We start from the raw sequence: 14,529 nt of genomic DNA on the forward strand, positions 1-14,529 counted from the left end.
GATATTCCTCTTTCAAAAGGGGGCTGTAGAAGCGGGTAGTGCGGCTCGCCCGAGGATCATGTCCGCGGCTTTTTCGCCGATCATGATGGACGGAGCATTGGTGTTGCCGGAGATCAGGTTGGGCATGATCGAGGCATCGGCCACCCGCAGGTTGCGCAGTCCGCGCACACGCAGTTGCGGGTCGACCACGGCCAGGTCGTCGTCACCCATCTTGCAGGTGCCGACGGGGTGGTAAACGGTCTTGGCGCGCTCGCTGATATAGGTCAGCAGTGCTTCATCGCTGCGCACATTCAATCCCGGAAAAACCTCTTCACCGGTGTACGCGCGCATGGCTGGCTGAGCGAGAATTTCCCGTGACAGATTCAACCCCTTGATCGCGACACGACGATCTTCCGGGTGGGCGAAGTAACGAGGGTCAATGTGTGGAGGGGTGTCGGCCTTATTGTCGGTCAGGCGGATTTCCCCGCGGCTCATCGGCCGCAGGACGCAGGTGTTGATGGTCGCGCCCGGTTTTTTGATGGTCTCCTGATCAAGGTCGAAAAACACGATGGGCACGAAATGCATCTGGGCATTGGGCCGTTCCTGCGCGTTGTCGGTATTGACGAACGCACAGGCCTCGGTGACGTTCGAGCTGACCGGGCCGCTGCCAAACATCAAATACTGCAGGCCATTCTTGACGGTGTTGAGGGCGTTGTCCTGGCCGTAATAACCGTACTGGCCATGGCAATAGGCGATGGTGCCGATTTCCGCATGGTCTTGCAGGTTTTGGCCGACGCCGGGCAGTTCATGCAGCAACGGAATGCCGTGGCGTTGAAGTTCTTCGGCCCGACCGATACCGGACAGCATCAACAACTTGGGTGACTGAATGGCGCCTGCGCTGAGGATCACCTCCTTGCTGCCGCGCGCCTGCACCCGCTGGCCTTTATGGGTGTACTCGACCCCCACGGCTTGATCGCCTTCGATCAGGATTCTTTGCACCGTGGCGTCGGTAACGACCGTCAGGCGATCGGATTTTTCAGCCGCACGCAGGTACGCCACGGCCGCGCTGCAGCGGCGGTTGTTGCGCGCGGTGATCTGGTTGAAGCCGACGCCATTCTGACGCTCGCCATTGAAGTCGGGCGTGAAGGGGATGCCGGCTTGCTGCGCGGCCCGCACAAACCCCCGAGACAACTCGCACACTTGCTTGAGGTCCGAGACACCCAGCGGGCCACCGGTCGCGTGGTAACCATTGTCGAAACGCTCATTGTCTTCGGCACGCTTGAAGTACGGCAGCACTTCGCGAAACGACCAACCGTCACAGCCGGCGCTGGCCCAGTCGTCGTAATCCTCATGCTGGCCGCGGATATAAATCAGCGCATTCACCGAACTCCCACCGCCCAGTACACGACCCTGGGGAAGGATGCGCTTGCGTCCATCCATGGCCGTTTGCGGTTGTGTTTCGTGACGCGACAGCAGTGGGCTGGACAACAACCGGGTGAATCCGGCGGGGATGTGGATCAGCGGATGAGTATCCCGCGGACCGGCCTCAATCAGCAGAACCGAAGCGCCAGCCTCGATCAGGCGCCCCGTCAACGCACAGCCCGCAGAGCCGCCTCCAATGACAACGTAATCGTGCATGCCTTCCTCCGAAACAGTGTTGTTCTTGTTTTCATGCATCATATATCTTCGCGCCCCCCTGACGTCAATCCCGGGTTTTTGGCCAGGCGGGTTTCGTGAAAAAAGCGCTTGGCGGTCGAAAATTAAATATGATATATCATCGATCCGTCGCGAGATGAGACTCTCGCCTACGTCCTCAAAGCAATAACAAAAAGCCTCCACGACGAGGCCAGGATGACGATGACATGACTCAAATGTTTGCTGCCCCCGGCCGCTATATCCAGGGCTACAAGGAACTTGATCGGCTGTACCGGCATGTCGCCTGGTTCGGTCGACGATTTTTGGTGATCACCACTCAGGGCCGTCTCGACAGCCTGAAACAGAGTCTTGATGCCAGTTTCGATACCGAGCACACCCAACTGCATTACGGAATTTTTTCCGGAGAAGTGACACGTCAGGAAATCCAGCGGCTTGCGGCGAGCATCAATGCCTTTGAGTGCGACGGGGTGATCGGTGTCGGTGGCGGCAAGGTGCTCGACGCGGCGAAGGCCGTGGCCAATCAGGCTAAATTGCCGCTGTGTATCGTGCCTACCGTCGTTTCCAACGATGCCCCCACCAGTTCGCTGTCAGTGCTTTACACCGAAGCCGGCGCGTTTGACGACGTGCTTTTTTACGAGCGCAGCCCGGATGTGGTGGTGGTCGATACCTGGATCATCGCCCAGGCCCCTGTGCGTCTGCTGGTGGCCGGAATGGGCGACGCGCTCTCGACTTATTTCGAAGCGCGCACCTGCGTTGAGTCGGACCGGGACAATTTTCTCGGTAACGCCGGTGCCGGGCTGAAAGAGGGCGGTGCCGGTGCCAAATCGACGCTGACCTCCATGGCCATTGCCGAGCTGTGCTATCGGGTGCTGCTTGAAGACGGCCTGCAAGCCCGGCGCGCCGCTGAACGCCAATGCGTGACCAAAGCCTTCAATCGCGTGGTGGAAGCCAATGCGCTGATGAGCGGCATCGGTTTTGAAAGCAACGGCGTGGCCACTGCTCATGCGGTGTATTGCGGCTTCAGTGAGCTGGGCGCCCGGGCGACGATGTACCACGGCGAGTATGTGGCCTTCGGCGTCGTGGTGATGCTCGTGCTCGAAGGCAAATCCAGTCGCGAACTGGATGCGGTGCTGAGGTTCTGCCTGAGTATCGGCTTGCCGGTCACCTTCGAAGATCTGGGGCTGGCCGACATCACTGAGCACGAACTCGACTGCGTGGCACGCACTGCCGCTGACCCCGGCCAGACCAGCAACGTCGAACCGTTCGAAGTCACTTTCGATGAAATGAAAGCCGCGCTGATCTCCGCCAGCGATCTCGGCCAACTCTACAAAGAAGGCGGGTCGTTGCTGGCGGTCTGAGCCCGTCAACAGCGCATACGCCATAACAACAGGTGAACTGATGAACGCATTTCAGGCAAGTCTGCCGCTCACCCTGGATTTTGAAGTCGGGGCGATCAGGCGCATGGGCGAGAAGGTCGGGACGTATGGCAAAAAGGTCTTCCTGATGGTTGACCCGTTTCTTCAAGGCAGTGACTGGGTGGCGCAGATTACCGGCAGTTTTGTCGAGCACGGCATTGAGTTTCTCGAGTGCTACGACATCGTGCCCAACCCTCGGCACACCACGATCGATCGTGCGGTCGAACAGGTTCGCAGCCACGGCTGTGACGTGGTGGTGGCTGTCGGGGGCGGCAGCGCGATCGACTCTGCCAAAGCCGTGGCTTTCGTTGCCGTCCATGGCGGCAGTTGCTGGGACTACACCGAGCGCCTGGGCGAGGTCGTCACGCGCCCGCAAAGCCGTGGCCTGCCCCTGCTGGTAGTGCCGACCACCTCCGGCACAGGTACTGAGGCGACCCCTTTTGCGGTGATCAATAATCCTGAACTGGGTCTGAAATGCGCCATCGTCAACCGGTTCATTTACCCGGATGTCGCCTTGATTGATCCGCAGATTCTGGTGTCGAAACCGCCGAAGCTGACGGCGTTGACCGCCGTCGATACCTTTTGCCACGCGCTGGAGGCGTACATCAGCATTCACTGCACGCCCTGGGTGGAAATGGTCGCGCTGGAGTCGATCCGGTTGTTCGCAGCCAATGCCCGGCAGTGCGTGGAGCACGGCGATGATCTGGAGGCCCGCGCGCGCATGGCTTTCGCCTCGACCCTTGGCGGCATGGCGATCGCCACTGCCGGAGTCACGGTTTCCCATGCCTTGGGTCAGCCATTGGGCGCGATGACCGACGCCCCCCATGGCGGCACCGTCGCCGCCAGCACACCGTATGTGATCAGTTGGACGCTGCCGGTCTGTGCCGACAAGTTCGCGTGCGTGGCCGGTATTCTCGATCCATCGACACTGAGTCTGTCGTCGCTTGAACGGGCAGAACGCCTGCCCGAGATCCTTAAGAAACTGTTCAGCGCGTTGGGCGTCACCGACACCTTCCGCAGCTACGGTTTGCGTCCCGAGCAGATCGACGAGTTTGCACTCACCGTATGGACCAGTTTCAACCAGGACCTGGCCTGTCATCCGAAGAAAATCAACAGCAAAGAGGAAGTCGCCGACATAGTGAAAATGTGTTTCTAGCCGAAGTCTCTGTCACAAAGATTTGAAGAACGTTGTTTGACCGACCCGTCAGTTGGGTTGGCGGGGTTTTGCATGCTCGAAAAACACTAAGACCAACAATAAAAATGGTTTCGGGAACAATAATAATGACCAATAAAACGATAGTTGCCGTCGGACTGTTGAGTGCCTGCGCATTGCCAGGTGCTCAGGCGGCCAGTTACTCGCCGAATAATTTTCTGCTGGGGGACTGGAACGGTGAACGCACCCGCTTGCACGAGCAGGGCGTGGATTTCCAGCTGACCTACGTCAACGAACTGGCCTACAACACCCAGGGCGGCGACGAGCACAAAGGCACTTACAGCGATCAGTTGATGATCGATACCAACTTCGATTTGCAGAAGTTGCTGGGCTGGCAGGGGGCGAGTTTTCGCATGACCTTCAGCAACCGTAACGGCGAAAACCTTACCGCCGAAGCGGGCACCAACACCTTGCTCGCCGCCCAGGAAATCTACGGCTACGGCAGCGTTACCCGTCTGGTGCAGTTCTACTACCAGCAGGCGTTACTGGATGAGCGGCTGGTGGTGAAGCTTGGACGCTTGCCCATGAGCGGCGATGTGTTCCCGTTTTCCTGCAAATTCCAGAACCTGACGTTCTGCGGCACGGTGCCCGGTTACATCACGCCCAATTGGTTCACCTGGCCTGTCAGTCAATGGGGCGCCGCGGTGGCAGCGAAGCTGACCGACGAACTGTCGCTCAATGCTTCGTTGTATCAGGTCAATCCTCGTTTCACCGAAAACGCCCAGGGCCTGAACTTTGGCAGCCCGTCCGGCACCACCGGTTATCTGGCCGTTGGGGAGTTGGCCTGGAAACCCACCCTGAACGGTTTGCCCGGCACCTATCGCGCGGGTATCTGGCGAAATACCGGTGACTTCAACGATGTCTACCACGACGTCAATGGCCAACCCATCGGCCTGACCGGCAACGCACCGGATCAGCACGATCAGGCCAGCGGTTACTACGCCATGGCCGAGCAACGGGTTTATCAGGACTCGGCAAACAGTGCCCGGGGCCTGACGTTGTTTGCCAACTTCATTCAGTCGGATCGCGATGTCTCCTACGTGGAAAAGGTCTTCCACGTCGGCGCGTTCGTCAGCGGGCCGTTTGCCGCGCGCCCTCAGGATGAAATCGGCCTGGCGATCGGCCGTCTTGAAGTGAATGACCAATCCGCCAGGCGTGTCCGTCAGCAAAGCGCGTTCACCCGACCGGCGCCGGACACCGAATACCCGGTGGAACTGTACTACGGCGTCAGCGTGACACCCGCTTTGACGCTGCGGCCCAACGTGCAATACGTCGCGAACCCCGGCGGGTTTAGCGGGGATAAAAGCGTGGTGGTGTTCGGCTTGAAAACAGAAGTCAGTTTTTAACGGATTACGCGGGTTTAACGAACATCAGTTGTGAAGAAAACCACCTGAATCAGGGCATTCCTTCGCTTGCGATTTTAATAATGCATGATATATCGTCGTCGGGCGCCTACGCCTAAAACAAAAACAGGAGACGCAACAGCATGAACACACTCGTTGATATCGCTGCGGTCCAGCAGCGTGTCGCCACCCTCAAACTGCCAGGGCAAGCCTTCATCAATGGCCGGTTCGTCGACGCGCTGAGCGGTGAGACCTTCGCCAACATTTCCCCACGTAACGGCCAGGTGCTCAATCACGTGGCGTCCTGCCAGGCCGAAGACGTCGACGTCGCGGTCAAGGTCGCCCGGCAGGCGTTTGACAGCGGCGTGTGGTCGCAACTGGCCCCCAAGGCGCGCAAAAAAGTCCTGCTGCGCTTCGCGGCGTTGTTCGAGCAGAACATGACCGAACTGGCGCTGCTAGAGACGCTGGACATGGGCAAACCAGTGTCCGAAAGCAGCGGGTTCGATGTGCATGCGGTGCTTGAGTGCCTGCAGTGGTACGCCGAATGCTGTGACAAGGTTTACGACGAAATCGCCCCTTCGGGTCCGGGCGCGCTGGGCATGATTACCCGCGAAGCTATCGGCGTGGTCGCCGCCGTTACGCCGTGGAATTTCCCGATGTTGATGGCGATGTGGAAGGTCGCGCCGGCGCTGGCGATGGGCAACTCGGTGATTCTCAAACCCGCCGAGCAGTCGCCGCTGACGGCACTGCGCATCGCTGAACTGGCCGCGCAGGCGGGCATTCCGCCGGGCGTATTCAACGTGTTGCCGGGGTTCGGTCCGACCGCCGGCCGGGCGCTTGGTCTGCACATGGATGTCGATACGCTGGTGTTCACCGGGTCTGGAGAAGTCGGCAAATTGTTCTTGCAGTACGCCGGCCAGTCAAACATGAAACGGGTCTGGCTGGAGTGCGGCGGCAAGACACCGAACATTATTCTCAATGATTGCCGCGACCTCGAGAAAGCTGCCACCACGGCGGCCAGATCAATGTTTTTCAACCAGGGCGAAGTGTGCGTGGCGCCATCGCGGTTGATCGTGGAAGAGGGGATTCGCCACGACTTTGTCGCCGAAGTATTGAAGGTGGCGCGGACCATCACCGTCGGTGACCCACTCGACCCGGCGACGCAACTGGGGGCCATGGTCGACCAGGCGCAGATGGAACGCGTACTCGGCTACATCAATAAAGGTTCGCAGGAGGGCGCGCGAGTCATCCTCGGTGGCGAGCGTGCCAGCGGTGCATTGGCCGACGGCTTCTACATTCCGCCGACGATCTTCGACAACGTCACCAACGACATGACCATCGCCCGCGAGGAAATCTTCGGGCCAGTGCTTTCAGTGATCAGCGCCAAGGATCATCTGGACGCAGTCCGCATCGCCAATGATTCGCCGTATGGCCTGGCCGCCAGTCTCTGGACCAGTGATCTGTCGCGTGCCCACTCGATCATCCGTGCGCTGCGCGCCGGCAGCGTCTGGGTCAACTGCTTCGACGGGGGCGACATCACCATGCCGTTTGGTGGCTACAAGCAATCGGGCAACGGCCGTGACCGGTCATTGCACGCACTGGACAAGTATTCGGAACTCAAATCCGCCTGGATCGATTTGCAGGACTGAGTCATCAACGGGGAATCGGTGCTGTTCGACACAGCACCTGCACCACCGATCAAAAATCAGCGCACTGGAGAATAATAATTATGAAACTGTCAGCTGTCCGTTCGATCACGACCCTGGCCCTGGCGAGCCTCATCGGCACGCACGCCTGGGCCGCTCCCAAGCATGAAATCTACAGCTTGATACCCAACACCGCGTTGTCGGGTGTGATTGACCCCGACATGCCGGATCGCACCTCGATCAACAAGGCCTTGCCCCTGAAAAAGAAGGGCGATCGCCTGCGTATCGGCTGGACCGAAATAACGTTGGGCAACCCGTGGTTCGTCTCAATGATCGACGATGCCAAAACCATCGCCAAACAGTACAACTACGACATTGAACTGCAGGTGGCGGACAGTGACGTCGCCAAGCAGAGTGCGCAGGTCGATAACTTCATTACCCTGGGCGTCGACCTGATCGTGATCGACCCTACCGATGTCCTCGGTTCCGTATCGGATGTGGAGCGTGCGGTGGCCGCCGGGATTCCGGTCATCACTGTCGGCACCGCTCCGGATGCGCGGGCTCCGGTCATCACGACCAGCACCGGCAACCCTTACGGCAGTGGTTTTGAGGCCGGGCGTTATGTCGCCGCCAAGAGTGATCCGGCCAAGGTCATCAATGCGGCCATGGTCATCGGGGTCATGGGCAATTCCACTTCCGAAAGCCGACTCAACGGCATGATTTCCGGAATCGTCTATGCCCGCGCCCAAGAGCGCAAGTTGGGTCTGTCCAAAGAAGACGCGATGCTCAAGGGCTTCAAGCTGTTTCAGCAGGTCAAAGCGAAAGGCAGCTTCAGTTGGCCGGAGGGTGGTTTCAATGTGCTGGCGTGGGGCCGTGGTGACTGGACCGAAGAGGGCGGGCTGGCGGCCACTGAAGACATCCTTTCGTCCCAGGGCGACAAGCTCAATCTGGTCCTGGCGGAGAACGACTTCATTGCCATTGGAGCGATCAATGCCCTCGAAAATGCCGGTAAGAAAAACAGCGTGATGGTGGCTTCGGGGGCTGGCAGCTTTCGTGTGGCGCTGGACCTGATCAAGCAAGGCAAATTGCTGGTCACCGCCACCAACAGTGGTTCGGAAACCGGTGTGGCCGCGATCGAGCTGATCCACCAGATGCTCGACAAGGGCCTGGATGCGAACAACCTGCCGTTGGCGTCTTACTTCCCGGTCACGCTGATCACTCCGGACAACGTCGACACCTACATCAAGGCTGACAGCCAGCCGCCGACCACCGCAACGGTCCCGCCTTTCCGTTCCATCGAGCAGATCAAAACCGCGATGAAGTGATTTCGCGCGGATGAAACGGCCTGTAGCCGCTGGGTTTCCTGTCAGCGGTTACAGCTCGAATGGCGACAGTTTAAAGACGGTGAACAGTATGAATGCGATGCACAAAACCGCCGTAGAGATGCTGGATATCTCGAAGCGATTCGGTGGTATCAGCGCGTTGAACAATGCGAATTTTTCAGCGTGTGCCGGTGAAATTCACGCACTGATGGGCGAGAACGGTGCCGGAAAATCAACCTTGATGAAGATCCTTTCCGGGGCCTATGTGCGCGATTCCGGAGGGGTGAGCCTGAATGGCGAGACCGTCGATATTCGCAAGCCCGGCGATGCCCTCAAGCTGGGCATTTCGATCATCTATCAGGAGTTCGCCCTGGCGCCGCATTTGTCGGTCGCCGAAAACATCTGCATCGACGATCTGGGCAAGAGCAAAGGGTTCGTCCAATGGGCGGCCATGCGCGAAAAGGCCCGGGGGATTCTGGATGAACTGGGTTTCAGCGATATCGATGTGCGCCAGCCGGTCGGCAGTCTGCCGGTGGCCTATCAGCAAGCCGTGGAGATCTGCAAAGCGCTGTCGCGCAATTCGTCGGTGCTGGTCTTCGACGAACCGACGGCCGTGCTCACCTCTCACGAGGCCGAGAAGCTGTTCAAAATCCTTGATGAGTTGCGACGCAAAGGCGCGTGCATCATTTACGTGTCGCATCGCATGGATGAAATCTTCCGGATCTGCGACCGCGCCACGGTGCTCAAGGACGGCCGGACGGTCGGCACGCTTGAACTGGCTGACATCACCGAACGTGGTCTGATCGAGATGATGATCGGTCGTGAACTCAGTGACCTGTTTCCCCCCCGTAGCAAGCAGCTTGGCGAGGTGTTGCTTAAAGTCGAGCACCTGAATGCCGGACCTTTGGTGCGCGATGTGAGCTTTGAGATCCGCGCGGGCGAAGTCCTGGGCTTTTGTGGGCTGGTTGGCGCCGGTCGCACCGAAACCATGCGGACGATCTTCGGCGCGGATCGAAAAACGTCCGGCAGCCTCTACCTCGACGGCCGCGAAATCCACAACCGCAGCCCTCGCGAGGCCATTGCCAATGGCATTGGTCTGTTGCCCGAGGACCGCAAGCAGCAAGGTGTGCTGCTGGAAATGTCGATCCGGGTCAACGGCGCACTGCGTCCCGACAGTCCCTATACCGGTCGCATGGGCTGGATTGCCAGTGGCCGGGAAACCCGGGGGATCGAAACGTTGCGCCAGCAACTGGCGGTCAAGACTCACTCGATCGAGCAACTGGTGGGTGATCTTTCCGGCGGCAACCAGCAGAAAGTCGCCCTGATGAAGTGGGTCGATGCGGGCTGCCGCGTGCTGATTCTCGACGAGCCTACTCGCGGTGTGGACGTAGGGGCGAAAACGGAAATCTACCGGGTCATCAATGACCTCGCCGAGCAAGGCGTGGCAATCATCATGGTCTCCTCGGAAATGATTGAAATCATCGGCATGTGTGATCGCGTGCTGGTGATGCGCGAAGGCGCGATCGCCGGCGAACTGGTGGGCGAGCGCATTAGAGAACAAGAAATGATTTGCCTGGCAATGGGAGTCGAGCACCATGAATAACCCTAATTCCAAGCTGGCCACGGCCGAGCTTCTACAGGAAAACAATCGCGCTCAAGAGGGCCGGAAAGACCGGCGTTCGTTGCAGCGGCTGTTTTTGCAACACAACGCACTGGTGATGCTGGTGCTGTTGGCCATCATCGCCAGTGTGTTGTCGGCGGACTTTTTCACGTATCAGAACATTGGCAACCTGTTGCGCCAATTGACGCCATTGCTGTTGGTCAGCGTCGGCATGTTGATTGTGATCCTCACCGCGGGCATCGATTTGTCCGTGGCCTCGGTCGCTGCGGTCGGTGGCATCGTGGTTGCGATGACCCTGAATGTGCTGCCGGTCGAAGGAGGGGCCGGATTGCTCCTGGCCGTGGCGATCGCGGTGGCCTCCGGCGTATTGATGGGGTTGGTGACGGGCACCTTCATCGCCTACTTTCGCATGGCGCCTTTTATCGCGACGCTGGCGATGATGACGGTCGCTCGAGGGCTGGCGTTCATCCTCTCCAACGGCCAGCCGCAAAGGCTGGATGACAGACTGGTCAGCGCCGGCCTGCTGCGTGATTTCGGTCGATTGGCCGATGGCGTGCTCGGCATTCCCTGGCCGGTGTGGCTGGCGGGGTTGGTGACGGTCGTGTTTGCCTTGATCCTGCGTTACAACGCGTATGGTCGCTTGACCATTGCCTGCGGCAGCAACGAAACGGCGGTGCGCCTGGCCGGTATTCCGGTGGAGCGCTACAAACTGGCTGCCTATGGTATTTGCGGTGGCCTTTCCGCGTTGGCCGGTGTGGTGATCGCTTCGCGTTCGGGGGTCGCAACACCCAGCGCCGGCATGGCGCTGGAACTGGATGCCATCGCGGCATGCGTGATCGGCGGCGCATTGCTGTCCGGTGGCAAAGGCACGATTTTTTATACCGTGGTGGGCGTGCTGGTGTTGGGGTTGATCGGCAACATCATGAATCTGCTGAGCGTACCGGCCTATCCGCAGCAGATTATCAAAGGCGCGATTATCGTTATCGCCGTGTTACTGCAAGGCGTCGGTCGCCGGGATGCGCGCATTTAGGCTAACCGTCGGCCGGAGTGGCAGGCGCAATTTGATGATGTATGATGCGTTATCCGCGTTTCAGGTCGGCAGATTCACAAGTCCGTTCCTTTACGCACACTAATCGACCTGGAGATCGAGTGACCGTGACCGTGCATAAGCCCATTGATAAAGGCAACTTGAGTGAGCGTGTGTATTCCATCATTCGCACTGCGTTGATGGACGGGCAGTATCAACCCGGCGACCGGTTGCGCATCAGCACATTGGCCGAAGAGTTCGGTGTTTCAATCACGCCGGTGCGCGAAGCGATATTCCGCCTGGTCAGCGATCATGCGCTCGACATGAAGGCCGCGACTTCGATTTATGTGCCGGAGCTGACGGTCAGCCAGTTGCGTGAAATCCAGTTGATCCGTCATTTGCTGGAAGGCGAGGCCGCAGGGGTGGCGGCTCAGCGGATTACCAAACCGGAAATCGACAAGCTCGAAGCCATTCAGGATGCCTTCCAGAAGGCCGTCTCCGTCGACTACAAGCAGGCAGCCTTGCTCAACCGGGAGTTCCATTTCGGTTTGATCTCTGCGGCGCGCATGCCGGTGGTGTCGAAAACCCTGGAAAACATGTGGGTCATCATGGGGCCGCTGCTCAGCCGGTTTCATGCCGAGGTGCCCAAGCGAGAGCTGGCCAGTGCCAAGCATAAGCATTTCGAAGTACTGGAAGGCTTGCGCACCCGCGACTCGGCCAAGGCCAAAGAGGCGTTGCAGGCCGATATCGCCTGGGGCGAGTTGATGATTGATTGGCTGGAGAAAAAGGAAACCCTGGCTGAAGCGTAATCGCGCCCGCTCTGTCGGATCCTGCTGAACCTGTCGCCCGAGGCTCCACTCCAGGAGTCTCGGGCGATGGCGTTTTCAGGGTTGGCCGAACGGGGAGGAGGGTGTTTCGTTCAACCGCGCCACCCACTTCCCACCTGCTCCACCTTGCTTGAGCGCATGCAGGGCCTGTGGGAGATTGCGAAATTCGAAGACCTGACTTTTGGGTGTCGTCAGTCGCCCCGAAAGCACACCTTCGAGCAACTGTTCTCCGGCGTGTCTCAGCCGTTGCCGATCACTGAGGCTGGCGTGGGCATGGAAACTGTTAAGCGCCACTTCATGCAGGGAAATGGCGGTGCTGAAGGCGGGTAACGGTGAGGTTTCCTGGCGATCCTGAATGCACACCAAGTGACCGTTGTAACCGAGCAAGGGGGCCAGCGCGGCTGCATGAGTGCCGCTGACGGTGTCGAACACGGCGTTGAGTCGACGCTCACCCAGCCGGGCCTGAAGCGTTTGCTGCCAGTCAGCGTCCCGGTAGTCGAATACGCCAACGGCGCCCACTGCCTTCAAATGCTCGTGATGCTTTGTGGCTGCCGTCGCCCACACGCGATAGCCCGCTTGCGCGGCCAGTTGCACCAACAACAGACCGACCGCACCACCGGCCCCGATCACCAATACATCGTTCGGCCCGGTCAGCGGCACTTTTTCCAGGGCTTGCCAGGCGGTCAGGCCAGGGCAGGGCAACGATGCGGCGACGGTGTCATCCAGCGCGGACGGTACCGTCAGCACGGTGGCTGCATCGAGCAAACAGTATTCGGCAAAACTGCCATCGCGCTCCAGCGACTGGTGATACGCCACACGGGTGCCCGGCTTGATCGGCACACCGGCGCCGCAGGCAACCACGATGCCTGTGCCATCAACGCCGGGCACGTGACCCGTGTTCCACGCGGGATGACCCCTCTCGATGATTTTCCAGTCCACGGGGTTAAGCGCCAGTGCGCGGTTAGCCACCAGCACTTCACCCGGGCGCGGTTCCAGCAGCGGCTTGCGGATCAATTGCAGACCGTGGATACCTTTGCCAGCGGTCCAGGACCAGGCGGCGTAATCAGCGTGCATTGTGTGTCCTCTTGAAAAATCGAATCCGGCGAAAGGCGTTGAGCAGGCAACGCTGCGCCACACGTGAGGGCATCAGTATCCTTGTCGGGTTCGCTGAGCAGAACGACTGTTTTCGCAAAGGTGTTGTGAACAGAAATCAGCAATCTCTCCCACGACGCAGCGGCCATCGACCCCGCTCAAACCACATTCTGTGAATGCCCGCCCCACGTTTTGCACCTTGAAGGCCCACCCCGTCGGCCTAGGATGTCCACAGCGGTTGCACCCAGGCGTCGGCCCGTAAAACCGGGCTTGTTCCCAGGTACTCCCGATAACAAAAAAGACACGCCTTGATCGGACTGGAGAGAATCTGATGAAACCCCTGATTGGACTTATGCTCGGCGATGTAACCGGCATTGGCCCTGAGTTGGTCGTCAAGCTGTTGTCGACACCTGAGGCACGTGAGCGCGCGGATGTGGTGATCATTGGTGACGAGCGGGTGCTGGAACTGGGCATGCGCGACGCTGACCGGCGCATCCCTTACCAGAAAATCACCCGCCTCAGCGAGGCCGATCACACCCAGGCCGCGGTGCCCCTGATCGATCTGCACAACGTCGATCCGGCGTTGTATGAGCGCGGTGTGGTCAATGCGGAGTCCGGTCGGCTGACCGGCGAAACCCTGAAAATCATGACCGACCTGGCACTCGCCGGGGAGCTGGACGGCATCTGCTTCGCGCCGTTGAACAAGGCCGGCCTGCATCGCGGTGGCTGGCACTACCACGACGAGCACCAGATGTTCGCGGCCTGGACCGAGCACGCCGGATACTTCGGAGAGGTCAACATCATCCCGCAGTTCTCGACCTTTCGCGTGACCTCCCATGTGGCGCTGCGCAAGGCGGTCGACATGGTGCAACCGGATCGCATCGAAGGCGCGTTGCAACTGGCCCACGATACCTTGCGCGCCCTGGGCAACAACGCTCCGCGCATCGGTGTCGCCGCCCTCAACCCCCATGGCGGCGAGAACGGTCTGTTCGGTGACGAAGAGATCACCATCATTCGCCCGACGCTCGAAGCCTTGCGCCTCAAAGGCCTGGCCTGCGAAGGACCGTTCCCCTCGGACACGGTGTTCATCAAGGCGCGCAACGGCGATTTCGACGCGGTGGTGATCATGTACCACGATCAGGGCCAGATCGCGACCAAGCTGCTGGGCTTCTCGTCCGGCGTGACCCTGACCGGTGGCCTCAAGACCGTCTATGCCACCCCGGCCCATGGCGTGGCGTACGACATCGTCGGCAAAGGCATCGCCGACGTTGGCGCCATGGCTGCCGCGTTCCGTGTCGCCGCCGATAACGCCGCCGCGCGCAAGTTCAAACGCTGAGACCCACAACAAGAGCAGGGCGTAACGCCCAGGCCAGAGACACCCATCGAGG

At 59.7% G+C, this 14,529-nt stretch carries 11 protein-coding genes; 9 read left to right on the top strand and 2 right to left on the bottom strand.

Annotated elements, in window-relative coordinates:
- Positions 1-12: 12 nt before the first annotated feature.
- Complete coding sequence (locus ACF6ZU_RS24610; RefSeq protein ID WP_392887826.1) at positions 13-1,617, bottom strand: GMC family oxidoreductase; 1,605 nt, start codon at positions 1,615-1,617, stop codon at positions 13-15.
- A gap of 224 nt (positions 1,618-1,841) precedes the next feature.
- Here ACF6ZU_RS24610 and ACF6ZU_RS24615 point away from each other — a divergent pair, with 224 nt between their 5' ends.
- The 8 genes from ACF6ZU_RS24615 to ACF6ZU_RS24650 all read left to right on the top strand — a co-directional run bounded on the left by ACF6ZU_RS24615 (position 1,842) and on the right by ACF6ZU_RS24650 (position 12,031).
- A complete protein-coding gene (locus tag ACF6ZU_RS24615) occupies positions 1,842-2,993 on the top strand; it encodes a glycerol dehydrogenase (protein ID WP_392887829.1) in 1,152 nt (383 codons plus the stop codon).
- A gap of 40 nt (positions 2,994-3,033) precedes the next feature.
- Positions 3,034-4,206, top strand: a complete 1,173-nt coding sequence (locus ACF6ZU_RS24620) for an iron-containing alcohol dehydrogenase (protein ID WP_392887830.1) — start codon at positions 3,034-3,036, stop codon at positions 4,204-4,206.
- Between the two features lie 125 nt (positions 4,207-4,331).
- A complete protein-coding gene (locus ACF6ZU_RS24625; RefSeq protein ID WP_392887832.1) occupies positions 4,332-5,609 on the top strand; it encodes a carbohydrate porin in 1,278 nt (425 codons plus the stop codon).
- A 140-nt stretch (positions 5,610-5,749) separates the two neighbouring features.
- A complete protein-coding gene (locus ACF6ZU_RS24630) occupies positions 5,750-7,255 on the top strand; it encodes an aldehyde dehydrogenase (protein WP_392887834.1) in 1,506 nt (501 codons plus the stop codon).
- A gap of 80 nt (positions 7,256-7,335) precedes the next feature.
- A complete protein-coding gene (locus ACF6ZU_RS24635) occupies positions 7,336-8,577 on the top strand; it encodes a sugar ABC transporter substrate-binding protein (protein WP_392887836.1) in 1,242 nt (413 codons plus the stop codon).
- Between the two features lie 88 nt (positions 8,578-8,665).
- A complete protein-coding gene (locus tag ACF6ZU_RS24640) occupies positions 8,666-10,177 on the top strand; it encodes a sugar ABC transporter ATP-binding protein (RefSeq protein WP_392887838.1) in 1,512 nt (503 codons plus the stop codon).
- Positions 10,170-11,225, top strand: coding sequence for an ABC transporter permease (locus tag ACF6ZU_RS24645; RefSeq protein WP_392887840.1), 1,056 nt, complete (start codon positions 10,170-10,172; stop codon positions 11,223-11,225). The genes ACF6ZU_RS24640 and ACF6ZU_RS24645 overlap by 8 nt, the downstream gene beginning before the upstream one ends.
- 125 nt (positions 11,226-11,350) lie before the next feature.
- Positions 11,351-12,031 (top strand): GntR family transcriptional regulator, encoded by a 681-nt coding sequence (locus ACF6ZU_RS24650; RefSeq protein WP_392887842.1) that lies wholly within the window; start codon positions 11,351-11,353, stop codon positions 12,029-12,031.
- Between the two features lie 75 nt (positions 12,032-12,106).
- Here the strand turns inward: ACF6ZU_RS24650 and ACF6ZU_RS24655 are convergent, their stop codons facing one another.
- On the bottom strand, positions 12,107-13,123 hold the full coding sequence (locus ACF6ZU_RS24655) for a zinc-binding dehydrogenase (protein WP_392887844.1): 1,017 nt from the start codon (positions 13,121-13,123) through the stop codon (positions 12,107-12,109).
- A 349-nt stretch (positions 13,124-13,472) separates the two neighbouring features.
- Between ACF6ZU_RS24655 and ACF6ZU_RS24660 the strand changes: the two genes are divergently transcribed.
- Entirely contained in the window at positions 13,473-14,477 is a 1,005-nt protein-coding gene (locus ACF6ZU_RS24660; RefSeq protein ID WP_392887846.1) for a PdxA family protein, read from the top strand.
- Positions 14,478-14,529 lie beyond the last annotated feature (52 nt).

The sequence above is a fragment of the Pseudomonas migulae genome (genome assembly GCF_043225285.1).
Classification (GTDB): Bacteria; Pseudomonadota; Gammaproteobacteria; order Pseudomonadales; family Pseudomonadaceae; genus Aquipseudomonas; species Aquipseudomonas migulae_C.

What these genes read in the sequence shown, in the direction of transcription:
- ACF6ZU_RS24625 (WP_392887832.1), top strand. Translation starts at nt 4,332, where the DNA reads ATGACCAATAAAACGATAGTTGCCGTCGGACTGTTGAGTGCCTGCGCA.
- ACF6ZU_RS24630 (WP_392887834.1), top strand. Translation starts at nt 5,750, where the DNA reads ATGAACACACTCGTTGATATCGCTGCGGTCCAGCAGCGTGTCGCCACC.
- ACF6ZU_RS24660 (WP_392887846.1), top strand. Translation starts at nt 13,473, where the DNA reads ATGAAACCCCTGATTGGACTTATGCTCGGCGATGTAACCGGCATTGGC.
- ACF6ZU_RS24645 (WP_392887840.1), top strand. Translation starts at nt 10,170, where the DNA reads ATGAATAACCCTAATTCCAAGCTGGCCACGGCCGAGCTTCTACAGGAA.
- ACF6ZU_RS24655 (WP_392887844.1), bottom strand. Translation starts at nt 13,123, where the DNA reads ATGCACGCTGATTACGCCGCCTGGTCCTGGACCGCTGGCAAAGGTATC.
- ACF6ZU_RS24610 (WP_392887826.1), bottom strand. Translation starts at nt 1,617, where the DNA reads ATGCACGATTACGTTGTCATTGGAGGCGGCTCTGCGGGCTGTGCGTTG.
- ACF6ZU_RS24640 (WP_392887838.1), top strand. Translation starts at nt 8,666, where the DNA reads ATGAATGCGATGCACAAAACCGCCGTAGAGATGCTGGATATCTCGAAG.
- ACF6ZU_RS24620 (WP_392887830.1), top strand. Translation starts at nt 3,034, where the DNA reads ATGAACGCATTTCAGGCAAGTCTGCCGCTCACCCTGGATTTTGAAGTC.
- ACF6ZU_RS24635 (WP_392887836.1), top strand. Translation starts at nt 7,336, where the DNA reads ATGAAACTGTCAGCTGTCCGTTCGATCACGACCCTGGCCCTGGCGAGC.
- ACF6ZU_RS24615 (WP_392887829.1), top strand. Translation starts at nt 1,842, where the DNA reads ATGACTCAAATGTTTGCTGCCCCCGGCCGCTATATCCAGGGCTACAAG.